Annotated in this window: 19 protein-coding genes; 8 read left to right on the top strand and 11 right to left on the bottom strand. The window is 41.5% G+C overall.

The features are described 5' to 3' along the window. Positions 1 to 159: 159 nt before the first annotated feature. Entirely contained in the window at positions 160 to 2,742 is a 2,583-nt protein-coding gene (locus tag AAEY97_RS08955) for an acylase (protein WP_350998199.1), read from the bottom strand. A 603-nt stretch (positions 2,743 to 3,345) separates the two neighbouring features. Next, complete coding sequence (locus AAEY97_RS08950; protein ID WP_011636249.1) at positions 3,346 to 3,861, bottom strand: VF530 family protein; 516 nt, start codon at positions 3,859 to 3,861, stop codon at positions 3,346 to 3,348. A 319-nt stretch (positions 3,862 to 4,180) separates the two neighbouring features. On the opposite strand from AAEY97_RS08950, the gene AAEY97_RS08945 reads away from it, so the two are divergent. From AAEY97_RS08945 to AAEY97_RS08935, 3 genes are read left to right on the top strand one after another with little or no spacing between them, the layout of a single operon-like run. Further along, positions 4,181 to 6,244: a TonB-dependent receptor plug domain-containing protein gene (locus AAEY97_RS08945; RefSeq protein WP_350998197.1), complete on the top strand. Its 2,064-nt coding sequence runs from the start codon at positions 4,181 to 4,183 to the stop codon at positions 6,242 to 6,244. A gap of 8 nt (positions 6,245 to 6,252) precedes the next feature. After that, positions 6,253 to 6,747, top strand: coding sequence for a YfiR family protein (locus AAEY97_RS08940; protein WP_502959441.1), 495 nt, complete (start codon positions 6,253 to 6,255; stop codon positions 6,745 to 6,747). A gap of 40 nt (positions 6,748 to 6,787) precedes the next feature. Next, entirely contained in the window at positions 6,788 to 8,833 is a 2,046-nt protein-coding gene (locus AAEY97_RS08935; protein ID WP_350998191.1) for a putative bifunctional diguanylate cyclase/phosphodiesterase, read from the top strand. Between the two features lie 222 nt (positions 8,834 to 9,055). Here the strand turns inward: AAEY97_RS08935 and acuI are convergent, their stop codons facing one another. Further along, on the bottom strand, positions 9,056 to 10,039 hold the full coding sequence (gene acuI, locus AAEY97_RS08930; protein WP_101085977.1) for an acrylyl-CoA reductase (NADPH): 984 nt from the start codon (positions 10,037 to 10,039) through the stop codon (positions 9,056 to 9,058). 46 nt (positions 10,040 to 10,085) lie between these two features. After that, positions 10,086 to 10,730, bottom strand: coding sequence for an acrylate utilization transcriptional regulator AcuR (gene acuR, locus AAEY97_RS08925; protein WP_259395481.1), 645 nt, complete (start codon positions 10,728 to 10,730; stop codon positions 10,086 to 10,088). 1,039 nt (positions 10,731 to 11,769) lie between these two features. Here acuR and putP point away from each other — a divergent pair. The 4 genes from putP (at position 11,770) to proC (ending at position 16,546) form a co-directional block, all read left to right on the top strand. Then, positions 11,770 to 13,266: a sodium/proline symporter PutP gene (putP, locus tag AAEY97_RS08920; RefSeq protein WP_101085979.1), complete on the top strand. Its 1,497-nt coding sequence runs from the start codon at positions 11,770 to 11,772 to the stop codon at positions 13,264 to 13,266. A 14-nt stretch (positions 13,267 to 13,280) separates the two neighbouring features. Then, positions 13,281 to 14,387: a glutamate 5-kinase gene (gene proB, locus AAEY97_RS08915; protein WP_101085980.1), complete on the top strand. Its 1,107-nt coding sequence runs from the start codon at positions 13,281 to 13,283 to the stop codon at positions 14,385 to 14,387. Continuing rightward, the gene (locus AAEY97_RS08910; protein ID WP_192115594.1) at positions 14,384 to 15,631 is read left to right on the top strand and encodes a glutamate-5-semialdehyde dehydrogenase; all 1,248 of its coding nucleotides are present in this window, start codon (positions 14,384 to 14,386) and stop codon (positions 15,629 to 15,631) included. Before proB ends, AAEY97_RS08910 begins: the two co-directional genes overlap by 4 nt. A gap of 75 nt (positions 15,632 to 15,706) precedes the next feature. Next, entirely contained in the window at positions 15,707 to 16,546 is an 840-nt protein-coding gene (gene proC / locus AAEY97_RS08905; protein ID WP_101085982.1) for a pyrroline-5-carboxylate reductase, read from the top strand. A gap of 90 nt (positions 16,547 to 16,636) precedes the next feature. Here the strand turns inward: proC and AAEY97_RS08900 are convergent, their stop codons facing one another. Further along, positions 16,637 to 17,170: an NUDIX hydrolase gene (locus tag AAEY97_RS08900; protein ID WP_350998185.1), complete on the bottom strand. Its 534-nt coding sequence runs from the start codon at positions 17,168 to 17,170 to the stop codon at positions 16,637 to 16,639. Between the two features lie 683 nt (positions 17,171 to 17,853). On the opposite strand from AAEY97_RS08900, the gene AAEY97_RS08890 reads away from it, so the two are divergent. Then, a complete protein-coding gene (locus AAEY97_RS08890; protein WP_350998182.1) occupies positions 17,854 to 19,047 on the top strand; it encodes a GGDEF domain-containing protein in 1,194 nt (397 codons plus the stop codon). A gap of 89 nt (positions 19,048 to 19,136) precedes the next feature. Here the strand turns inward: AAEY97_RS08890 and AAEY97_RS08885 are convergent, their stop codons facing one another. The 6 genes from AAEY97_RS08885 to atcJ form a co-directional block, all read right to left on the bottom strand. Beyond that, positions 19,137 to 20,366, bottom strand: coding sequence for a dicarboxylate/amino acid:cation symporter (locus tag AAEY97_RS08885; protein ID WP_162022388.1), 1,230 nt, complete (start codon positions 20,364 to 20,366; stop codon positions 19,137 to 19,139). A gap of 290 nt (positions 20,367 to 20,656) precedes the next feature. After that, positions 20,657 to 21,049 carry a VOC family protein gene (locus AAEY97_RS08880; RefSeq protein WP_350998178.1) on the bottom strand — a complete coding sequence of 131 codons (393 nt, stop codon included), beginning with the start codon at positions 21,047 to 21,049 and terminating at the stop codon, positions 20,657 to 20,659. Positions 21,050 to 21,553: 504 nt separating this feature from the next. Beyond that, positions 21,554 to 22,447 (bottom strand): cold adaptation protein AtcC, encoded by an 894-nt coding sequence (gene atcC / locus AAEY97_RS08875; protein ID WP_182744878.1) that lies wholly within the window; start codon positions 22,445 to 22,447, stop codon positions 21,554 to 21,556. Positions 22,448 to 22,458: 11 nt separating this feature from the next. After that, positions 22,459 to 23,214, bottom strand: coding sequence for a cold adaptation protein AtcB (gene atcB, locus AAEY97_RS08870; protein WP_101085994.1), 756 nt, complete (start codon positions 23,212 to 23,214; stop codon positions 22,459 to 22,461). Next, a complete protein-coding gene (gene atcA, locus AAEY97_RS08865) occupies positions 23,211 to 23,738 on the bottom strand; it encodes a cold adaptation protein AtcA (protein ID WP_011636233.1) in 528 nt (175 codons plus the stop codon). The genes atcB and atcA overlap by 4 nt, the downstream gene beginning before the upstream one ends. A gap of 7 nt (positions 23,739 to 23,745) precedes the next feature. Continuing rightward, positions 23,746 to 24,030, bottom strand: a complete 285-nt coding sequence (gene atcJ, locus AAEY97_RS08860; protein ID WP_059745623.1) for a cold adaptation protein ActJcold adaptation protein ActJ — start codon at positions 24,028 to 24,030, stop codon at positions 23,746 to 23,748. Positions 24,031 to 24,102: the final 72 nt, after the last annotated feature.

Raw genomic sequence — 24,102 nt, 5'->3', positions numbered from 1 at the left:
TCTATTCGTCTATTCGTCTATTCGTCTATTCGTCTATTCGTCTATTCGTCTATTCGTCTATTCGTCTATTCGTCTATTCGTCTATAAAATGATAAAACCTCACCGATAAATATCAGTGAGGTTTTAGTTTCATTCACTCAAACAGAATAAACCATTAGTTTATTTTTGCAGCGTTAGCTCGATGCTAGATTCAACTGATGCTTGGATTTCTGCCTCAGTAAATAGCAATGGACGTAATTGTTTTGCCGAAGAATACAATTCACTTTGATCGGAAAAACTTGGACTCAACACATTGCTAGATTCTGAATAAGTCAAAATACCCTTTGCCTTAGGACCGTCATCAGTAAAGCTCACGGTCATCATCCAACTTGAACCATAACGCACTTGATAACCTTCAGAAGTTAATCCTGATGCTGTAGCATTACCAGAAACAACATCCATAACAGGGCTATATTGATGCTGAGGTATTAAGGTGTCATCACCCGATAAACTGGTCGAGAACACGTTAAAGCCACCTTCCGCATTATGACTACCAGGCCAAGGTAACTTCACCCCAGATGCAGAGCCATCAGCAAGTGACTTTTCAACAAACTGCACATCCCCCAACGCAACATCAACCGCAAAACCTGCCGCTTCAAGATTCAAAGCTGCATGAGCTAAAGCCACTAATGCACTGCCGTCAGTATTGAGCTTATTGGGCGTAGTTGCTGCACTCATATAATCAAATGCTTCGGTTAGCATGGTGTTTTGATTGAACTGATGGGCAAACTCACGGAGTAACGCCCCACCTTTACTGTCGTTATCTTGTTTACCGTTCCACGATTTTAGCGCGGCACATGATGCCGAGACATCTTTAGACAATGTTGCGCTAACCATCACCGGCGTAGACCCTTGTTGCTCGCACTGGCTGATTAAGTCGGGTAACACCAATTCAGCAAGATAAGCCCGATTGGATAATAAAGCCGCCTCTAGCTCCTCAATAGTAAATTTACCGTCATCACCCGCGGCGTCATCCATTAAGGTTAAGCCCATACGAGTACGTAACGATAATTGGCCTCGCTCTGGACCGTATAAAGGAGAGTAGTTTTCAAGCGGTGCCGCTAAGTTAGTTGACCAAAATGAATTGTTGGAGTTTTGCACAAAGTCAGTACGTTCAAGCTTAGGTGCACGGTCGTAAGGCATTGGCGAGTCATAACTAAATACCGAGGTATTACCGGGTAAAATAGTAAATCCAGCTTGAGCTCTAGCCGCTTGTATCGCTGGGGTCGTCTTAATAATATCGACCACTAAGTCCGAAAAACCTGGTACGGTTGAGTCGTCAATATAAAACGCATTACCTTCTTTATCCGCATACATGGTGTTATTAAAAATAACCCCATCATAATTTTTAAACGCTTGTTGAAACTCATCTTTATTGGATGCAAGATTCATGGCTAACCAATGATCGAGCGGATCTTTATTGGCCATGTTGGCATCTTGAATAAAGAAAGCCTGGCCATCGTCCCATCCAAATGGTGCTAATGCCGGTGGTGCTTCAACCATCGGACCTTTGGCTGTAGTGTAAATATCCTTCTCCGCCACCAACATGCCAGCGGGGCCTGCATTAACTAATACCGAAACCGTTTCTTTGGTGATTGGCATCGGCGAATTATCGTACATATATTGCAATCTATCACCGGCAACTAACTCAAGGTTATACATTACAAAATGTTCTGCGGTTGAAAAGGTATGCGTCCAAGCAACATCTTTGTTAAAACCAATGTTAACCAATCCAGGCATACCAACCAACGAGCCGCCCATCACATCCATTTGTCCTGGTATGGTCAAATGCGACTGCCAAAAGCGTAAATTACCGGTATGCGGAAAATGTGGATTACCCAATACCATACCTTTACCATTTTCAGTTTTATCCTTACCTAAACCCCAACCATTAGAACCCAAATTTCGCGGATTAGTTTCCGGTGTGGTAATGGTTGCAGACCGTGCGATTAATTTGTTGTTCATATCCTGCACAAACGCGGTTTGTGCAGTGGATGGTGCAGGCCCAATAATTCGCGGTAAATACTCTTGAGCATCGCCAGGGTTGGCGTAAAAAATTAAATCTAAAAAGTTTGCCGCCCCAGGTAATAGCGCGATGGAAAATAGATAGCTTGCTACATCGACACCGCTAATAGGTTTAACCCACGGTTGACCAGCACAAAATGGCTCGCCTGTTTGAGTTCCAGCTTCTACATCGGCAAGATATTGATTATAACCCGCACTGAAACCTTCCATTAATGCACGCGAATTATAACTAAACTGTGGGTATTGGTTTTCAGCAAGCTGCCTGATTTTCAATGCTTTGTAGGCAAAGTCAGAAATTAAGTTACCGTTATCTTCACTGGTTGGAAGGCCGGTAGTAAAGTCAATCGAAGCATGGGGACCAAAATACATCGACCGTTCAGAATTGGCTTTAATAAAGCCATCTGCAATTACACATAAATTATCTTGTGCTTGGGCATAACCATTACCGAAACCAAGACTCTCTAAATTGTCGGCGGTAATGTGTGGTACACCATATTGAGTTCGGCGAATTTGGACTTTTAAGCTGCCATTAGGGGCAAAGGCTTGTAATAGAGGAGTAACGACTTCGGGTTCTGGATCTGGTTGAAGGGTTTTACCGTATTGGGTGTCATCACCGCAACCTACTATCGCAACGCTAGAAGCCATACCGATAGCGAGCAAAATTTTATTCAGTTTCATTATTATTATCCTTGTTGTATCCCAATGCTAAGCAGCAAAATGGATGAGGTACTTAATCCTTTACGCCTCAATTTAAGCTAACAGCACCGCCAAAGTAATCCCAGTTACCTTGAAACGAATGCGCTGTTGTTAAATACAACAAAGACATGCATTACTATTTAAGCAATCATTCTCTCGTGTGTCTACATCTTGATAGAAATAGCCAAAACGTGCTTAACAAAAACAATTAACCTTATTCAGCTAACCTCAGTCCTGAATAATAAACGATTATAAAATAGCGACGTCTTTGGATATTTGTTAGGGCGGACTGCGTCCTTCGAGTATCGCTTCGCTGCTAGGGCGGACTGCGTCCTGCGATATCGCTTCGCTGCTAAGATTGTATAGCATCTAGCAGCGTAGCGTCCTAGCATCTAGGCTTTTCCCTTGTATAGCATCTAGCAGCGTAGCGTCCTAGCATCTAGGCTTTTCGCCTGTATAGCATCTAGCAGCGCAGCGTCCTAGCATCTAGGCTTTTGGCCTGTATAGCATCTAGCAGCGCAGCGTCCTAGCATCTAGGCTTTTCCCTTTTATAGCGCCGACTTTGACATGAGATCAGTCTAGTGGTTATTTATTCCACGGATTGTTTGGATCAAATGTAGGCTGCGGCTTATTTTGATTACTACGCTGTGTCGCTGCATCGCTGTCATTTGAACGACTCGATGAGGAATATGAAGGTGATGACGAAGAAGCATATGAACGACTTTGATTATGTTTCATTTGTTCATAATCAGCCGTTGCTTTGGCTTTCATTTCGGCAACTAACTCAACCGTTAAAGGCTGCGGCTTACGCGGTAAAATACCGTCAGCAAAACCACGTTCACGAGGTTTTAATTCAAATTGTGCAGAGTTACCTTTTGGCATACGCTTGAAACGGTACAAATAAAAATTTTCAACACGCTCTCTCGCCCATTCCGTCTTTTTTAGGAACTTAACACAAGCGTCCATATTAGGGTTGGTATTGAAGCACTCTAAACGCAAAGCTGCGTAGAGAATTTTCCAATCATAAAATGCCACTAACTCAGATATCATCGTTTCTGATTTTAAACCGTGAAGTGGATTATTTTGCTGCAGTTCTACCATGCTATCTCATGACCTCAAAAAGCTGTCTCTATAATGTGTATAGTTTACCGTTAAAATGCCCCATCGTCTTTATGCATATTTCACACGAGAGGTAATGAGTTAACTAAAACTCATTACCTCTAGTATGGCGGTTAACATCGTTTTCTGATTTATTTATGACGATACTCACAGATGTGAACCAAAAAATAACGACTTAGTCGTTAACAGAAGGTAAATTAATCCGTATATTGAAAGGGATGCACTGATATTTAGTTAATAGCGTGTGTTAAAATAGTTCCATTATAGTTGACCATCATCAAAGATTATCGAGGACATTGGTTTGAAGTTATCACCAAAATGCTTGTACTTATTTATTTTAATTTCGCCTCATGTCATAGCAGAAGAAATCTTAAACAATCTCGATTTAGATTTAGATTCGCTGATGGCGATGGATGTACAAGTGACTTCGGCGATGAAAAGAACCCAATCAGCCTTTGAAACCGCTTCATCTATATACGTATTAACCAAAGAACAAATCACTCGTTCAGGCGTGACTTCTGTTCCAGAAGCCCTGAAAATGGTACCTGGATTAGCCGTTAGACAACTTGATAATAATCAATGGGCAATTTCTTCTCGTGGTGTTGCATCGCGATTTTCAAGCAAATTACTCGTTATGGTAGACGGTCAAAGTTTGTATACCCCTAAATTTGCCGCCGTGTATTGGGAAACCCTAAACGTACCGTTATACGATATAGAACGTATCGAAATTATCCGCGGTCAAGGTGGGTTACTGTGGGGCAGCAATGCCACTAATGGCGTCATTAATATCATTACTAAAAACAGCATTGATACTCGGGGCCTATATGCTGATGTCAGCAGTGGTAGCCAGCTTAATGTCGATACCAACCTTCGTTATGGTGGCGATATTGGTAATAATGGCAGTTTCAGAATATATGGCCACGTTAAAGATGCCCAGAAGTCTGACAAAGGCATTGAAATGGAGCCGGCTGACTTTTCAGAGCAACAATCTGTAGGCACCAGGTTTGACTTTACCCCAAACGATCGATGGTCAGGTCTTATTCAAGGTGGCATGACTCAATCTACATTAGGCCAAAATTTTCGCGGCGTCGTGGATGAAAGCAACCGTAATATCTCATTTACTGACAGCTTAGATCGTACCGATGTTCGAGTCATGGCGAGGTTGGAAAATCGTATTTCACCCAAAGCTAACCAAATGCTGCAAACATCTTGGTTAAAACAAAGTGGTAGCCAAACCCATTTACAAGAAAATTTTGAATCTTTTGATGTTGATTATCAGATGAATTTCCTGCACCAAGACTTACAGTTCGATTGGGGGCTAAACTACCGTTACAATTCTATTTCTTTTGCAGACAGTACCTTTGTGCAAAGCGATGGAGGTTTTGAAAGCCTACATCAATATGGTGGATTAGCGCAGGCTCAATATAACGTGATTGCGGACAAATTAGACTTAATTGTGGGTGTCAAAGTTGATCATAACGATTTGACTGGTTGGGAAAACCAACCACTAGCAAGGCTGGTATGGAAACCACTAAATAATCAAGTCTTGTGGGCCTCTGTATCAAAAAGTGTTCGGGTTCCCTCTTTACTTGAATTTAACGACAACTTTCTTATCGATGGACAAAGAGTCGAAGAAGTATCGCCTATCACCACCGGAATACCCGAGATTGATCGTTATTATATCCGCACTTACCTCAATGGTAATGACAACGTAAAGTCAGAAAAATCTGTATCTTATGAAATGGGCTATCGTTTATCTGATACCACATGGGCACTTGACCTATCGGTTTATCATACTGATACCGATGATGTAGCCGTGATCCAAATCGATCCGAATATCGATCAGTTCCTCCCCGTGTTTGCATTGTTACAGGCTGGACAGATTGATGCCGCAGTACAAGCATTGATGACAACATCGATTAATTTTGACTTAGTCTCTAATGCAGGGCTGACCACTGAAGGTGGTGATGTGGTGTTGTCATGGCAACCGTCTGACAACTTTACTGCCGAGGTAGGTTACAGCTATAACACCTTTAATTACGACTTAGCAGACAACACGTTCCCAGCGATTGGCTTTGACTCAACGAGTCGTCAACTGTTTACTAAAGCTGATATACATTTTTTTGAACAGCATAATATTTTTGCCTCACTCAGAGTTGAAAATAGTGATGCCTATCAAACAGAAAATTATACCGCACTCGATTTAACTTGGAATTGGGCTTTTCACCCTAACTGGGCATTCGCCATTATGGGTAAAAACCTGTTTGCAGGTTCACATCTTGAGTATGGCAATGATAGTGAAACGTATACACGATCAAATTATATAGACGAAAGTGTCACTTTTAAAATTACGGCGAAATTCTAACTGACTTAATGTTAACTATTAAACGTATTCTGTTTGGATCATTTATAACGCTTTTGCTTACTATAAGCCAAGGCGCGATTGCTGACGAAAAAGAATATGCACTTAAAGCTGGTTTTTTATTTAACTTTGCCCGTTACGGCGAATGGAGTCATCACACGAATACAGCCAGCTCTTTTACACTGTGCAGCCCTGATACTAGCTTTATTAGTGTCTCGCGCTCAATCCTCAATGGTCGTAAAGTCAATAATTTACCAATAGAAAATGTCGAAGTGAGTCTCACAGAAACAAACTTAGAACAATGTAATATCTTGTTTATCACAACCGACACCCTTGAATCTTGGCAACAATTGGATAATAAACATCTTGCTGATGTCATGATCGTTGGTGAAACAGACAACTTTATAGAGCAAGGTGGGCATATTCGTTTCTTTTTATCCGGTGGTAAAATTCGTTTTGAAGTCTCACCCGAAAAATTAAAATTATCAGGGATAACAATGAGTTAAAAAGTATTACGCCTAGGTCGAGTAGTGAATAATTAATGCTATGAAACAATTTTTCGTGCTAAATACTATCAGTAAAAAATTGCAATTCATTTTAATGAGCGTTGCGCTCATTTCGACACTCACTGTGACATCAATATTCAGCGCCTTCGAGCTGTCTTCCGCTAAAAGAGAACAAGTTGAAAGCCTACACAGCTTGTCGCAAATGTTGTCGCCCAATATCACTGCGGCCTTATTATTTGATGATCAAGACGCCATTCAAGAACTGATTAATCCTATCTTGTTAAGATCAGATGTATTATCTGTCAGCGTCACTAATGTTGAAGGTGTTGTGTTAGCTCAGGCATTATCAAAGCGCCCTTCTATGACCCAGATTGATGACGACCTTAATGACATCACTCAAGTGATGACACCATTGACACTCGACAAGCAACAATATGGTGATTTACACATATCAGTAGATGACAGCATTATCACTGATAGAATTACATTTTACGGCCAATTTATTGTGCTATTACTATTATCATCTCTTTGTGCCAGCTTTTTTCTCTCATTATTCTTACGTCGTAAATTTTTAAGTCCAATGTTATATCTCGCTAAAATTTCGCAAAAAATCACCGTGTCACAAGATTACAGCTTGCGTGCTCAAGTACAGTCTGAAGATGAAATTGGTCAGTTAACCACTTGTTTTAATAGTATGTTAGATAATATTGAACAGCGTGAAAGCTCGCTTGAAAGTGAAGTACAACTGCGTACTAGAGAACTAGAGAATGCCAATATTCAATTGCACGAATATGCTTATCAAGATGGCTTAACCCTGCTACCCAATCGACGTTTTTTCTATGAAAAACTGCAGTCGCTTATTGATACAGATGACATGTTTTTTGCGTTAATTTTTATCGATCTCGATGGCTTTAAAGAGATCAACGATTCCTTAGGCCATGAATATGGTGATCTGTTACTGCATCAAGTGGCTAAACGTTTACGTGGATGTGTTCGAGATCATGATACGGTTGCGCGTCTAGGCGGAGACGAGTTCACCTTAATTCTTGAAGATGTGAGTGACTTAGAACACGCTGCAACAATTGCTGAAAAAGTGAAAAATAGCCTGATGCAATGTATTAGCATTAAAGAAGTGCAAGTCAACGTGACAGGTAGCATCGGGCTTACTTTCTACCCTGCCGATGGTCAAAATGTTGAAGCGTTAGTCAAACATGCTGATCAAGCCATGTACTTGTCTAAAAGCAAAGGGCGTAATCGATATGAATTTTTCTCTCATGCTATCGAAGAACAAGCAATTGAGAAACGTCGTCTTATCGAAGAAATTCGCATAGCACTTAAACTCGGTCAATTTGTATTGTTTTACCAACCCATTTTTGACCAATCTGGCGTTAATGCTACCAAGGCAGAAGCGCTCATCCGTTGGAATCATCCACAGCGCGGCCTTATTGGTCCAAATGAATTTATTCCGGTGGCTGAACAAAATGGTTTAATAGAAGAAATTGGTAACTGGGTAAGAGACCAAGCGATTGAAGATGCTGCTCATTTTTATCAATTGTCGGGCAATAAAATGCAAGTGAGCGTCAACACCTCACCGTTGCAAATTGATCAGGAGGGTTTGTGGGTCGATGAATGGATATTAGCGTGTAATAAATTCAATTTACCTCGCGATACCATGATTATCGAAGTGACAGAAAACACCTTGATGGACCCAGACTCTCCCATTCAACAGCAAATGCTACGACTCAATAATTATGGTATTGATATCGCCATTGATGATTTTGGAGTCGGGTATTCATCATTAGCCTATTTGCAACGACTCGATATTGATATTCTAAAAATTGACCGATCGTTTATTCAGCACATGGAAACCAATGAAAGTAGCATTGCGTTGGTACGAGCTATTATCACCATGGCACATCATTTGAAAGTTAAAGTCGTAGCCGAGGGTGTTGAAACTGAGGGACAACACCAGTTACTTCAACAACTGTCATGCGATTACTTACAAGGTTATTTATTTGCCAGACCTATGCCAACACAACATTTTATTGACCGTTATATCTTACCGTTCCCACTTGCCGCAGAGTAATAAAAACTCATACATCGTCATGTAAAAATAGTATGTTGAGTCTTTGATATTGGCGTTAAATCTTCCAATTAAGGCATTCACAAACACTTGTAGCGGTAGAATATTTTCATAACAGTTTGCTGTCATGAAAGTAAGAGGGAGCGGTAAAACAGCTAACAAATTCATCGACCTGCTACACAGGCCGACAACATGATCCAACTAAAAACTAACCAAATTAATTCATTAACGATTTACATCAACAACCACACGGCCACGAACCTTACCAGCTAACAAATCACTTGCCACATCAATCGCTTCAGTCAAGCTTATTTCATGAACAATGTCATCGAACACACCAACATCCAAGATTTCGCCTAGACGTTGCCATGCCTCAATACGGTCAGCTAAAGGTCGCATTACACTGTCGACGCCCGCTAGGGTCACGCAACGTAAAATAAATGGCGCTACGCTGGCAGGAAAATCCATTCCCTGTGCCAAACCACAAGCAGCAACCGTTCCGCCATACTTGGTACTAGCACACACATTGGCTAAGGTATGGCTGCCGACAGAATCAACAGCACCAGCCCAACGCTCTTTAGCCAATGGACGACCAGCTTCTGACAATGTTGCGCGATCGATAATGTCTTTGGCACCTAACTTTCTTAGGTAGTCACTTTCATCCATTCGGCCAGTCGAGGCGACGACGTGATAGCCTAACTTGGCTAAAATAGCGATAGCAAAACTGCCGACTCCGCCATTAGCACCAGTAACTAGCACCTCACCTTTGTCTGGCGTTACGCCATTTTTCTCAAGAGCCATCACACATAACATTGCGGTATAACCTGCAGTGCCAATCGCCATAGCTTGTTGCGGTGAAAATGCTTTTGGTAATGGAATAAGCCATTCACTTTTTAAACGCGCTTTTGTAGCCAAGCCACCACAATGGGTTTCACCTACGCCAAAACCATTCAATAATACTGTATCACCTGTGGCAAATTTATCATTATCGCTATGTTCCACAATGCCTACTAGATCAATGCCTGGCACCATAGGGAAAGTTCTCACTACAGGTGCTTTACCGGTAATCGCGAGCGCATCTTTGTAATTAAGCGTGCTATAGAGCACTTTTACCGTTACATCACCTTCAGGTAACACGCTTTCATCGATACTTTTTACTGTGGTGCGGTAACCTTGGTCGTCTTTTTCGATCAACATGCCATTAAACATTTTGCTCTCCTAATTTAGACTGATCGTCTATTAATGGTTAAAAAATTTATTTTGCTAACGCTGCCATAAAATGATCATAGTAGTTATCAAGTGGGCGTTCATCTTGAACTAACTTTGCACGGCTTACCGCTCCTTCCCAGCCAACCCAAAAATTTTCAGCTAGAGCATCACAATCTGCCGTTGCAGCTATTTGTCCGAGTGATTGCGCAGCTTTGAGGCAACGAGCTAAACAAGCTTGCCAACTCAGAAAAATCGCAATAATTTGCGGTCTGAAGCTGTCTGGCAAAACGCCAATTTCTTGACCCAAATTACCCACTAAACAACCGCGTTTAAATTGGTATCGAATCATTCCGGCCTTAGCATCATCAACGAAGTGCCTAATCCGCGTTAATGGTAAATAAGCTTCATCAAGCAAATGAATTTCAAGTTTATGTAAGAAGTATTCAGCATAGTTCTGCAATACCGCTTGGCCAAAGACTTCTTTACTCGCAAAATAATGATAAAAAGAGCCTTTCGGAACGCCCACCTTTTTCAAAATGGGTTCAATACCCGATGAGGCAAAACCTTGCTCTGTCAGTTGCTCAAGACCACTACGAATAAGCTCTGCCCGAGTATCTGGATTATCTCGCGATACTTTGGGAGGTCTGCCTCTACGAGGTTTAGGGCTTGGGTTAGTATGCGGACTTGTCATTATATCTACACTTAAATTATTCATACCTCTATATTAGACCGAGCGTCTAATTAAATGCAATAACATTATATTAAATCCTACTTGAAGCCCTGTTACCCAGTAATATCAAGGTCGCGACAACATTAACATGAACTAGTAAAGCTCTATCTCACAGCAATGTTGCCACCGAATAGCATGCCGACTTAATCCACTGCTACTACTGAAACCGGCAATAGATAACCCACTACATCCATGGATTTATGTATAAGTAATTTGAAATAGTTAGCTTAGCAATGGCAGAAAACGCAGTGGCCATTCAACACATATCACGCGATAAAACCAAATCTTTTGACATAGCGACTCGAACCAAAACCATTTGAATTCAAATCATTCGATCTGTAACCACTTATTTAAAAACACCTTATTAATAGCTAAAAAGTGCACCAAATCCACTTGCGAATAGCATCATATCTGTAACGTTTATACTGCATAATAAACAATCTATAGCATCAACATTAAACAAATATCCAGTGAAACCGATGACGTTCACACTCAACTTTAAATATATAAAACTTTAAATACAGCAACTTAAGCAGGTCTCTGTCGAAAATAAAAAAGATAAACAGCATATAGCTAAAAAGTACTCACAACTTAATCAGCCAGTGTGACATCGTTATATTTCATGCCACTGACAGCGTATCGATATAAAGTTAAATAGTTGTTAAAAAACATTTATTACTGCCGTAACTGAGATTGGATTGGAAATTTTACCTAAAATGATGTTAATATAGTTAGACCACTAACTAGTTTGGTGGTTTTTTATTGTTGAATGAAAAATGAATTAACAATAATCCGATTAGCCCGCACCCAGGAGGACATTATGTCAACGGACACGTCAAACGAAGAAAATCTCACTACCACTATGTTGAACACCGCTAAATTAAAGCTGAAAGAGGCTTCACAATTATTTTGTTTATGTGCCCTTTTAAGTACCTATCTCTTTGTTATGTTGAAACCTAGCGGGATTCAAAATCACAAAGCGTTAGGAGGAAAATAATTCATGCATTACTTAACCTATGTCTCATTAGCAATATATTTCCTGGTAATGCTAGGCATTGGATTGTTCGCGTATAAACAATCAACAAGCGATGTATCTGGTTACATTTTGGGTGGCCGTAAAGTCAGCCCGCAAGTTACCGCACTGTCAGCTGGAGCCTCCGATATGAGTGGCTGGATGCTAATGGGCTTACCTGGCGCCATGTTCTTAGTAGGCTTCGAAACCATCTACATTGCGATCGGCCTATTAGCTGGGGCATTGATTAATTATCTGATCGTGGCACCTAAATTACGGGTTTATACTGAAGTCGCGGGTGACTCCCTTACGATCCCTGAGTTTTTTGCTAAACGCTTCCACGCACCTAACAGTAATGTGCGGATTATCGCGGCAGTGATCATTGTGATCTTCTTTACCTTATATACCTCGGCAGGATTAGTCGCTGGCGGGAAATTATTTGTCTCTGCATTTGATTTAAATTATGAACTCGGGCTCGTGATCACCCTAGGTGTAGTAGTGTCTTATACCCTACTCGGTGGCTTTTTAGCCGTCAGTATGACTGACTTTGTACAAGGCTGTATCATGTTTGTTGCCTTGATTCTGGTACCCGTTGTGGCATATCAAGAGTTTAGCAGTGCTGATAAAATGATGGGCTTTGCTTATGAGTCGATCCCACATTTTTCTGATGCGATGCAAAATGTCACTATGCTCGGGTTAATTTCCAGTCTTTCTTGGGGATTAGGTTATTTTGGTCAGCCACATATTATTGTGCGCTTTATGGCTATTCGCTCGGTTTCTGATATCAAAGCGGCACGAAGAATTGGCATGAGTTGGATGACGGTCACCATTACTGGTGCGCTGGCAACAGGTCTAGTGGGTATTGCCTACGCCAATAAATTCGATATGACAATAAGCGATCCTGAAACCATCTTTATTGTATTTTCTGAATTGTTGTTCCATCCACTGATCAGTGGTTTCCTCTTAGCAGCCATTTTAGCCGCTATTATGAGCACGATTTCTTCACAGTTATTAGTGTCGTCAAGTTCATTGACCGAAGACATTTATCGAGTCATTTCGAAAAAAGAGTCAACTGAGAAAGAAATGGTCAGAATGGGACGTTATGGTGTAGCCGGTGTCGGTATTGTCGCCAGCTTACTGGCGCTCGATCGCTCAAATAGCATCTTATCGATAGTCAGCAATGCATGGGCTGGATTTGGTGCGGCCTTTGGTCCACTGGTACTGTGTTGCCTATATAAAAAGAACCTGACCCATAAAGCCGCTGTTGCGGGTATTATTTCGGGTGCAGTGACCGTATTGTTTTGGATTTACGCGCCAGTTCTGGCAGATGGAAAAGCGTTAACCACCGTAATGTACGAAATGATCCCCGGCTTTATTGTTAGTAGTGTAGTGATTTGGATTACCAGTGCTCTTGACTCGGATCCTTGTAATAAAACAGTTGATACCTTCCATGAAGCGAATCGTGTTTTAACCGAGCAACAGTAATGGAGAACAAAACTATGTCAACTTCACATTGGAAAAGGATTGTCGTTAAAGTGGGAAGCGCATTAATTGCGCCCCATCAACAAGGTTGTAGCAGCCATTATTTATTAGGTATTGCACAGTTTATCGCTACCTGTCGCGCTCAAGGATGCCAAGTTGTATTGGTATCTTCAGGGTCAGTCGCCGCGGGTAAACATAGATTCCCAGATACGGCAGAACCAAGTATTTCGCTTAAAAAAGCCATGGCAGCTGCAGGCCAGGCCGATATGATGGCCACCTGGGATAAATTGTTCGATTTCCCATCGGCGCAGCTATTACTTACCCATGGTGATTTACGCGACCGTGACCGTTATATCAGTATTAAAAATACTATTTTTACCCTGTTAGACAATGGTTTACTTCCCATTATCAACGAAAATGATGCTGTTACCGCAGCCAAGTTACGTGTTGGGGATAATGACAATTTATCAGCTATGGTTGCCGCAGCAGCGGATGCTGATGCGTTAATTATCTGCTCTGACGTAAAAGGGCTTTATACTAAAAACCCTAATTTACATGAAGATGCCACGCTAATTAAGCAAGTCAGTGAAATCAATGCTGAGATTTATGCTATGGCTGGCGGTGCTACGAGCAGCGTAGGTACTGGCGGCATGTTAACCAAGATTGAAGCCGCTGAGAAAGCAATTTCACACGGAATTGAAACCATGATTGTCGATGGTTTTGACGCGGACACATTCAATCAACTTTTAAAGGGCCAAAATCCAGGCACTTTATTCACCCCGTATGATGTACCCATGCAAGAACACTTGCATTGGATGATGCATACCTCACAAGTTCAGGGTGAGTTAATTGTCGAAAATGACTTTAGCGCTGACCTTGAAGAGCATGATACCCAACTAACCACTGACGATGTAGTGGCCGTAAGAGGCAACTTTTCCGTCGGCGATACTGTTTTAGTGCGCAAAGGCGATGGCACTAAATTGGCAAAAGCCAAATCAAACTACAGTAGTTGTTTATTACATTTTATTGCAGACCAAGAAGATCGTGAATTTGCCAACAATGCCCAGCAAAAAACGGGCCCACTGATCTCTGACAAAAACATCGCCATTTTGGAGCAACTATGAGTTTAATTAAAGATTTATCGCAAGCAGCAGCCACAGCGGCACAAACTCTAGCCCTATTAGATGAAAAAGTTAAAAACACTATTTTACTTGATATGGCCCGTGCACTTAGAGCACACAGCGACGATATTATTAAAGCGAATTTATTGGATCTTGACCATGCCGAAAAAGCAGATTTAGGCGCGGCAATGATAGATCGATTGACACTGACACCTGAACGTATTGAATCTATGGCTGCGGGCATTGAAACCGTTGCATCATTACCCGATCCTGTCGGCATGGTACGTGAAATATGTGAGCGACCAAATGGTCTAAACATTCAAAAAATGCGCGTACCTTTAGGCGTTGTTTGTATGATTTATGAAGCACGCCCTAATGTTACCGCTGATGCAGGTGCATTGTGCTTTAAATCAGGTAATGCAGTGATATTGCGTGGCGGTAAAGAAGCAATACATTCAAGCAAAATCATTGCTTCTATTTTACAAAATGTATTGCAAGCATATCAATTACCACCAGCACTGATCACCGTAATACCCGATCCAGATCGCGCTTTATTACTAGAGCTTATGCAGCAACGTGACTTTATTGATGTCATTATTCCACGCGGTGGCGAAGGCTTAATCAATTTTGTTACAGATAACAGTAAAATACCTGTTATTCAACACTTTAAAGGTGTTTGTCATTTGTATGTTGATAAAGATGCCGATCTTGATATTGCGATGTCTTTATTGCTCAATGGTAAAACCCAACGCACTGGAGTATGTAATGCTCTAGAGGGATTACTGGTACATCAAGACGTAGCGGCAGCCTTTTTACCTAAAGTGGCAGCCCAACTTGCTGCACATAAAGTACGTATAAATGTCAGCAAAAATGCCCAACAATACTTTGAGCATGCCAACGTTATTAGCGATGATGATTTCGGCCAAGAATATTTGGATTTAGAAATTGCCATTCGCCAAGTCACTGATTTTGATCATGCTATTAATCATATTCGCCGCTTTGGTAGCCATCATACTGAAGTGATTTGTACCCAAAATGAATTAACGGCTACGCGTTTTCAACGCACCGTGGATGCCTCGGTAGTGATGGTTAATGCGTCGTCACGTTTTTCTGATGGTAGCGAGCTCGGTCTAGGTGCTGAAATTGGTATTGCCACCAGTAAATTGCATGCCTACGGACCTATGGGCCTTGAGTCACTTACCACTGAGAAATACTTAGTCAGCGGTGTAGGTCAAGTTCGCGCATAATCAAATAGGCTCCACAATTCAAAGGCCAAGCGAAAGCGTGGCCTTTTCTTTTTAGCGACATTTTCGGAGGTTGTCATCTCTCAACATGAATCATTAGACCCCAATACCTGTATCGCCTTTATTGGTGGTGGCAACATGGCAAGAGCCATAATCAGCGGCCTACTTAAACAAGGTCATAACAGTGCCAATATTCTAGTGTGCACCCCCAGCCAAACTACTCGACACGACTTAATCGATAAGTTCAATGTTAAAGTACATCAAGACAATACCGCCGCAGTTGCGTTTGCTGATGTCATCATTGTTGCCGTTAAGCCTTTTGTAGTACCTGTAGTGTGTGAGCAGTTGAGTGAAGTTATGCAGTACGATAACCGAAAACTCGTTATCTCGATTGCCGCGGGAGTCAAACATGCCACACTCCGCCAAAAACTACATTTCTCACCCAAAGTCATTTGCGCCATGCCAAACTTGCCTACCGCCATTGGTGAAGGGTTAACGGGTTTATATGCGGGACCAGACACTCACGCTAATGACATTGCGCTAGCAGAAAGACTCATGCGTGCTGTGGGTGAAACAGTATGGCTAAAAGAAGAAAGCCAAATGTCGACCATCGTGGCTGCAGCAGGCAGCTCGCCGGCGTATTTATTCTTATTTTTAGAAGCCATGGAGAAAGCTGCCATTGAACAAGGGCTGCCGCAAGAAACAGCCACTAAAGCTGTGTTGCAGAGTGCTATGGGAGCCATATCAATGGCGATGAATAGTCAGCATAACTTGGCGAGTCTACGTCACCAGGTGACCTCACCTAAAGGCACAACGGAACAGGCAATATTGGCATTTCAGGATGGTGATCTTGACGAGCTAGTTGCCAGCGCAATGGCGTGTGCAGCGACAAGAGCAAAAGAACTGTCTATAGGCTAAAGGGGCTATGAACCTGAGCTGACGGTTAATACCATCCGCTTGGCTATGTGATAGCCATATAGCGCTTTGCTAAGCCACAATGGCTTAAGCTTAGCGCAGTAACTCTTGTTTAATCAATTTCATTAGAAAGGTTTCTCGTTCAATCGATAAGCCTTTTTTGCTGCTGTTGGCGATAGTGTCAAGGTTATGCCTAATAGCCTCATCGATATCAATCCATACTGGTATCATGCCGTTATTAATTTCGTGAGCTTCAAATTGGGTTTCCCCCAGCTGACTGTCAATATCACAAGTGAAACAATAAGACAGCATATTAACCGACGTATAACCATCTCGTTGCCAAGGACGATATTCTTCATATAAGCCAAATGGATTAATATTGCGAATTTGTTGGGCGCCAGTTTCTTCTTGTAACTCACGGATAAGCCCTTGCTCTATCTCCTCGCCAGCATCAACGCCACCACCAGGCAATGAATAGTCATGATAACGTTGGGTGTAAAGCATTAATATTTGATTATTACGCATGACAATTGCGCGAGCAGCAAGCCGCGTTAGCATTGTTTGGTGATTCGCAGCAATAAAATCTGCTGGAGTGTCGGAATGATAACGAGTGGTTAAGTGGCGCATTATAGAAGAGCTCATCGCAATAAAAAGCGCATGATACGTTGCCAAACTATATGCTTCAAGTTTGGCGTATAAGTTAAAACTACTTGCAGGGCGGCATATCAGTGCTTGTAATGACAACTTGAGTGCAAATAATAACAATCAATTATGAAGCTGATTATTCACAACAAGCGACTTTGGTACTCTTACCTCAATACTTATAGCCCAATACTTATAGCGCAAAACGTCTCATTCAATACTGCTAGCTCAATGCTTCCAGTCAAATACTCTTTGCTAGGTACTTTCAGTTAAATAACCAACGTTAGAAAACCACATTTTAAAAGCCACAGTTAAATACCCATTTGACCAAATTGGGCACTGCTCATGGCAACACATGGTCGCTCATCAATACGGTGCTGGGTTTAGCATGTGAACTCAAGACAACCAAAAGATAGATGACCAAAAAAGTCCTATCGGCAAAACCGATTATCACACTATGGGCGCCTGTTTTGACATTCTTAAGCTAATTGAAACAAAACCATAAATTTTAATCGTCCTTTCATACCAATATCTTAAAATAACCGCCTAAATAGACGGTTATTTTTTAAATTTTACCTATGCTTAGTTATCACTTATCAAGGATTGAATGATACGGTTATCAAGATACAAAGATTAACGTTCACTGAATGTCACCTCGGAAGTTGCTTATGATTAAATTTTGGTACAAACAATTCCCTCAGTATCCGCCTGATCACCCTGATTATTGGCGCATTCGCTTAATCGAACATTCGTCACTCATTACCACGAGTTACTTTCTCATTCTTACCCTGATCAACCTATTCTATTTTGAAGGTTATCAATATGCCTTGCTCGACGGTTCAGGCTTAGTTATCTCATTGGGTATTTACTGTCGTTTTCGTCGCACGGGTCATGTAAAGATAACCGCATGGGCTGTCACTCTCATGGTAGCCAGTTTAATTATGCTATTTGTGATATCAGCCAAAGGGTATTCTCATTCACTGTTTTGGGCGACGCTTATTCCGCCTTTTTCATTTTTTCTTATCGGTCGAACATGGGGCACATTTATTTCATGCATCTGCTTTAGTGTGTGTGCTTTTATTGTTTACCTGCAAACGCAAGACTCTCAGCCAGTGGCCTTTAGCACCGGCTCATTATTCAACGTTATTGAAGTGTGTATTGCACAAATTTTACTGTTTAGATTTTACGAAAAAACCCGTTTTTCAGCTTATCAAAAACTGGCACTGCGTAATTTAGAAATCCAAAAAATGGCAGAAACAGATAAACTCACCGGACTGTATAACCGTGAAAAACTCGATTTTGCGCTTGATACTCTACTGACCACACCAGCAGCCAATGCGCCCATGGCAACAGAAAGCGCTAACGCGACAAAACGAACAGACGAAGCACCGATTATTTACCAACCTTATGCGGATGACCATCCGCTGAAAAACCATCAAACAACTCAAGATTTACTCAGTAAACAAGCTGCCACTCAATACCCTATTTCGGTAGCAATTATCGACATCGATCATTTTAAACAAATTAATGATAATCACGGCCATTTATTCGGAGACAAAGTGCTATGCCAACTCGCGCAATTATTACAAAACCAAATGCGTAGCGACGATTTATTAGCACGCTGGGGCGGCGAAGAATTTGTGGTAGTTTTACCCAACACGACATTGGCAGATGCTGTTGAGTTAACCGAAAGGTTAAGGCTGTATATTGCCATGCAAAATATTCAATCAATGGAACTGACAATTAGCTTAGGTGTCGCCCAGTACAGAGTAGAAGACACGGCTCACAGCTTGCTTGACCGCGCAGACAAAGCCTTATATTCAGCAAAATCTGGCGGGCGAAACTGTGTAGCAGCGGCTTAGTAGGATAAAGAACAATTAACAATTAACAATTAACAATTAACAATTAACAATTAACAATTAACAATTAACAATTAACAGAATATTGAATCTTACTCTTGTAAGCGACTCGCTGGCGCATCCACAATATAATGCTTACCATTAATGCGCTCAATAATTTGCGTTGCGGTTAAATCATGTACTACATTAACCACCGTTGAAGCCGCATCGGTAATGGCCCCTATGACCACTAAAATAGGGATCACTTCCATCGGTAAACCTAAGGTGGTCACAATAAAGATTTCACCTAAAAATGCCCCGCCCGGTACTCCGCCAATGATAAATGCCGATAATACCGAAATCAAAATCGTCAGCATAAATACATCGGTCGTAAAATCGAGACCTAATAACGAATAAATAAACACGATTTTTAGTGCGGTAATAGCCGCTGCACCACCTTTATTGAGATTCACTAGTAACGGTAAGCTAATCTCGGCAATTTGCTCATTTAGGCCCATTTTAGCTGCACTGCGAATAGTCACAGGTAACGTCGCTAACGACGAGCTAGTGCCTAATGCCGTCACAGCAGGTTCAAGCATATGTTGCCAAAAACGTTTCACACCTTGTGCACCACCGCCAATCCACGCATATAACGTCGAACCTAACGTTAGGTAAATAGCCATCGCCACGAAAAACAGCCCCACAGCTCGAGCAAATGTCCCCATTAATTCAGTATCTTGACTAGCCATAGTCGCGGCAAAATAAGCACCAAGCCCAATTGGAGCCACATACATTAATATCGAAATCACTTTCATGATCACGGTATTTAAACTGTCGAGCATGCGCCCCACTCTCTGGCCATCTTCACCGGATTGACCAATGGCCACACCGCCAATCACCGACATAATAATCAATGCTAATATGTTTGATTTAGAGAGTAGTCCGACAAAATCGTTAGTTGTGAGTAAGCTGACAAAGTCCATGCTACCCGAGGCAGAATCAACGGTATTGGCTAAGTCTAATGTCACCCCTTGCGCGGGATCATATGCTAATGCCAACAACACCACGCCCACTGACGGAATAATCGCCATGACAATCGACACAGCCATAATAGACACCAGTATCGCGCCTAATTTCTTTAAATCGGTCATGTGAGCAATAGATGACATCACACTCACAGCAACCAAAGGTACGATGATCATAAACAGTAGATTGAGAAATATTTGTCCAATAGGCTTAAGCTTGATAGCCCATTCAGGAAATAATCCACCAAACAATCCGCCCAGCAGTAAGGCACTCAGTAAAATAATGGACGAACGATAAGCACGTAAGCTACTCAGCATATTGGATCCTAAGAACAATTAAACAAAGATGGAATAGGCAGCAGACTCGGCCCAAAGAATGATTAACGCGTTAACAACTAACAGAAAATGCAGATGTACAATTAACCCTATCAAGATGCTAGCAATTTTCACTATCGACAATCACTATCGACAATCACTATCGACAATGATTATCAACAACCGCTATCGATTTTCACTGTAGATCATCACTCTCTACAATGACGTACTAACAACATAACTTAATGATAAATATGACACAAAACCAATACTATACACAACTACAAACCGCACTAGCCGTTCGGCAAGGCTTGGATTTCAATAATGAGCCCTTCGGGGCCGCGAACAAAAATTTGTTTAACCGACGTTCCCGGCACTTCACTCATAGAATAGCGCAGGCCCAGTTTAGCAATTCTTGCCATGACATCTTGATAGTCATCACTGAAAAAACTCACATGATGAACAATATTTTGCGGCTGCTCATTTTGCGACAGTTGATTGCTCACATCTGGCTGCTGGTTAGCAAAAATATGTATCACATCTTTATCTCCGGTAAATAAAAAATAACCAGAAAACTCAAGATTAGGTCGAGTACCAACGGTTAAATCTAATAACGCCACCAGAAAATCGCTCATTTTTTGCGGATTTCTAGCACTTAGTGACAAATGATCAAAGCGAATATTCATACCACGCCCTTTTAGAATATAGCCGACTTTAGCGATCTTTATCAGCAAAGCCTTATATTACTGGGATTATGACTGCCAATGAACCACCACAAAAGCTAAACATTATCAAAAATCATTTGATAATCCATAACCGAGTCGTTTCATCAGTGGACATTAATACCATTGGCTCCACACTATCCACACCTCTGTATCGATCGGATAGCAGAAGATGCAACTCACATATGTTGTGCTATATGAATAAGTTAACCATTAAGTCAGTGTTGAATAGGGAGGTAACAGTATTTGTAACAAATGCAATATGAAATGATTGAGTTGAAAAAAGTAATTTTAAATAGGTATTAGATAGGATTAAAACGTTGTTAACTCAAAGCAGAGTATAAATATAATGTACAACATCACGGTAACGAGAGATTTTATGGTGCTGCGCAATAGGGAAGTAAATAATGGCAGACATAATCAGTGAATGAAGGAAGCTTGCTCACTCGCAAGCTTCCTAAAGCTAAACTACATGTCGATATAGATTGGCCAACCAAGTAGACCAATTAAGCCTTCTTTGTATTCCAGGCGCTCCAATCGTTCAGGAGAGGCATTTTGAATGGCCAACTCTTGATAACTTCGAGAGAAATGCAGGGTCCGCAACAATGCTGCGTTAAAATGTTTACCTAAATCTAAACGAATTGCATCAGCAAGCTCGTTAGGTAACTCGGCCAAAGCCACCTTAGTTTGTAGCTCGATAAATTCGAGGTTAAACCATTCATCTTTAAGTTCTATACGAGCCATGCGGCGTTTAAGATCTTGACGGACTTTTTTACCGTCAAAAAATATCCGATATAACACGGCTTCTGCCAGAGTACTTTCTAGATTGATATAATCCATTGGATCAAAAGTGCCGACAATGTAGAACTGTGCCAATAAGGCATTAATAGATTGCTGGCGATTATGCTCAGCTAATGCTTCTTGGTAGTAAGCCCAGCCTTGCCATTCGTCACAATCAGGTGGACTCGACACTTGATCAAGCAACACTTTATCTACGTCACCATAAACAGATTTACCATGAAGCCTGTGTTGGCTAACTTTAGTTAGCATTCCCCAGCCCTTCTGGAACGACTTAACTACGCCGTCATCAGTCAGTAGCAACCGTATAGCATTAGCCTGACTTTGGTCCGATAATGCCATTAAGCCAATGCTAACAATGCCGATAACATCTTGCGCAGCTTCTTCAAGCAAATGCATTTTATACTTGTTATAAAACTTATCAGCGAACTTAAGGCTCATCAAAATGGCTTTCGCTTTGATCTGTCCCAATTGCTCATTATTGAGCAATTCTTCGGTTCGGCCATAAGCCAACACCCGACTCAGATAGGGACCCTGATTTTCGTCACGTAATACCAATTGCATTTGCAGAACCCTTAATCAAGAAAGCTAAACATGTCATCAACTTCAGCATACTCGTCGGTGACTTGGTTCTTTTCTTTCGCCTGTATCACTAACTCACTGGCAAACTGGCTAATAATTAACTGCCAATCAGAGCCGGTGTTACGCAGCATGTTCTTAATCGCCTTTTCAACATTAGGCGCTCGATCGCGGATCAATGCTAATAAACTGCGCGGGTCATCGATGCTAAGACTGTGTGCCTCTTCGTCGGCTTGCCAATCGGAGTAACCCACGGTTTCTTCATCCGCTTCATCATCAAAAGTGTCGTTGATCTCATCGTCATCACTGCTGGTACCGCCTAAAATAAGCTCGATAAACGGAATCGATAGATAAAACAGCGCAGCAGGATCTTCAGCCAAACACTCTAAAATAGCAGTTTGTTTCTCTTCATTGTCTTGGATTCGAATCAGATAAGTCATAAAATCAAAAGTATGCTGCATTAACTCTTCTGCATTACTCTTGATTTTTTCTTCCCAATAAAGTGGCTGCTGGCAGACAATGTCGCGGATCTGTTCTGGGGTCATTAACTCAGACATAATCGATGGACACGAAATATCATGCTGACTGTTAATTTGTGTCAACGTAACGATATCCATTTTCTCGATAACTTCAACCAACTGATCATCTGACATCGACGATGCAATCAATTCAAATCTCTTGCTGGCCTGTTTAGGCTCAACATTAGCCAGCTCTTGTATTTCAGCTGCGGTTATTTCAATGAGACTGTTCATTCGATATCCTCGTCATATTGGTCATAATAACCTTCTTCATCGCTATCATAGTCCGTGTCGTCATCATCGTTTTCATCACGTTCATGCTCGTGAAGACCATCTGAATCATCTTCCTCAGGCTTGGGCGCTGTATCTCCCTGAGTCTCTAACAAATACACCACGGCACAACTTTCAATGAGCAAATCTTCGTTATATTTGCGTACCGCAAGCGCCAGAGGTAGATCGGCGTTGTTAAACGCAATCGTCGTTTTAAATTCATCCCAGCTTGGGTGAATATTCAAGCTAATCCAATGTGCCCATTGGCGCTTTGACTCAGGCGAGAACTTAACTCTTTCATAAAGTGCAACAGGTAAATATTCAGGGACTGAATCTAGCATCCCAGGATCGGCCAACAATATCTCTCTGATTTGGCTGGTAAACTTTGCCAGTGCATTTGGCGTATCAGGGTCGTTGTAAGATTCTATATTGTCATTGGCATTATTTTTTAGCTCATTAATGCGTGAGATATTAAGATGTTTAGCCATGGGATACTCAGGAATAATATTCGTCCCACAACTCGCGCATAGCTGCTGTGGGATCGGTAACAATTACGTTGTTAAAATCATTGATAAAAGCATTTCTCTGCTTTTTATCTGACAACACTTCGTAAGCTTTTTTGACTCGTTGGAGCTGGACAGATGCTTGTTGCTTTTCATCATCAGACGCCCCAAGTAATTTGTCAGGATGGTACTTATTCGATAAACGTTTATAGGCTTTTTTTATGTCATCTTCTTTGGCATTGGCTCTGACGCCCAGTACGCTAAAGTGGTTAATCATAGTTATTCCTGCAGGCGATGTGGCAGTGATTGCGAGATAAAAAAGTCTGTAAATAGATAAATTTTTTAGCCC

Source organism: Shewanella sp. TB7-MNA-CIBAN-0143 (genome assembly GCF_040310065.1).
Lineage (GTDB): Bacteria > Pseudomonadota > Gammaproteobacteria > Enterobacterales > Shewanellaceae > Shewanella.
This window is presented reverse-complemented; position numbering and strand designations above follow the sequence as displayed.

What these genes read in the sequence shown, in the direction of transcription:
- AAEY97_RS08955 (WP_350998199.1), bottom strand. Translation starts at nt 2,742, where the DNA reads ATGAAACTGAATAAAATTTTGCTCGCTATCGGTATGGCTTCTAGCGTT.
- AAEY97_RS08950 (WP_011636249.1), bottom strand. Translation starts at nt 3,861, where the DNA reads ATGGTAGAACTGCAGCAAAATAATCCACTTCACGGTTTAAAATCAGAA.
- AAEY97_RS08940 (WP_502959441.1), top strand. Translation starts at nt 6,253, where the DNA reads ATGTTAACTATTAAACGTATTCTGTTTGGATCATTTATAACGCTTTTG.
- AAEY97_RS08935 (WP_350998191.1), top strand. Translation starts at nt 6,788, where the DNA reads ATGAAACAATTTTTCGTGCTAAATACTATCAGTAAAAAATTGCAATTC.
- acuI (WP_101085977.1), bottom strand. Translation starts at nt 10,039, where the DNA reads ATGTTTAATGGCATGTTGATCGAAAAAGACGACCAAGGTTACCGCACC.
- acuR (WP_259395481.1), bottom strand. Translation starts at nt 10,730, where the DNA reads ATGACAAGTCCGCATACTAACCCAAGCCCTAAACCTCGTAGAGGCAGA.
- putP (WP_101085979.1), top strand. Translation starts at nt 11,770, where the DNA reads ATGCATTACTTAACCTATGTCTCATTAGCAATATATTTCCTGGTAATG.
- proB (WP_101085980.1), top strand. Translation starts at nt 13,281, where the DNA reads ATGTCAACTTCACATTGGAAAAGGATTGTCGTTAAAGTGGGAAGCGCA.
- AAEY97_RS08910 (WP_192115594.1), top strand. Translation starts at nt 14,384, where the DNA reads ATGAGTTTAATTAAAGATTTATCGCAAGCAGCAGCCACAGCGGCACAA.
- AAEY97_RS08900 (WP_350998185.1), bottom strand. Translation starts at nt 17,170, where the DNA reads ATGCGCCACTTAACCACTCGTTATCATTCCGACACTCCAGCAGATTTT.
- AAEY97_RS08890 (WP_350998182.1), top strand. Translation starts at nt 17,854, where the DNA reads ATGATTAAATTTTGGTACAAACAATTCCCTCAGTATCCGCCTGATCAC.
- AAEY97_RS08885 (WP_162022388.1), bottom strand. Translation starts at nt 20,366, where the DNA reads ATGCTGAGTAGCTTACGTGCTTATCGTTCGTCCATTATTTTACTGAGT.
- AAEY97_RS08880 (WP_350998178.1), bottom strand. Translation starts at nt 21,049, where the DNA reads ATGAATATTCGCTTTGATCATTTGTCACTAAGTGCTAGAAATCCGCAA.
- atcC (WP_182744878.1), bottom strand. Translation starts at nt 22,447, where the DNA reads ATGCAATTGGTATTACGTGACGAAAATCAGGGTCCCTATCTGAGTCGG.
- atcB (WP_101085994.1), bottom strand. Translation starts at nt 23,214, where the DNA reads ATGAACAGTCTCATTGAAATAACCGCAGCTGAAATACAAGAGCTGGCT.
- atcA (WP_011636233.1), bottom strand. Translation starts at nt 23,738, where the DNA reads ATGGCTAAACATCTTAATATCTCACGCATTAATGAGCTAAAAAATAAT.
- atcJ (WP_059745623.1), bottom strand. Translation starts at nt 24,030, where the DNA reads ATGATTAACCACTTTAGCGTACTGGGCGTCAGAGCCAATGCCAAAGAA.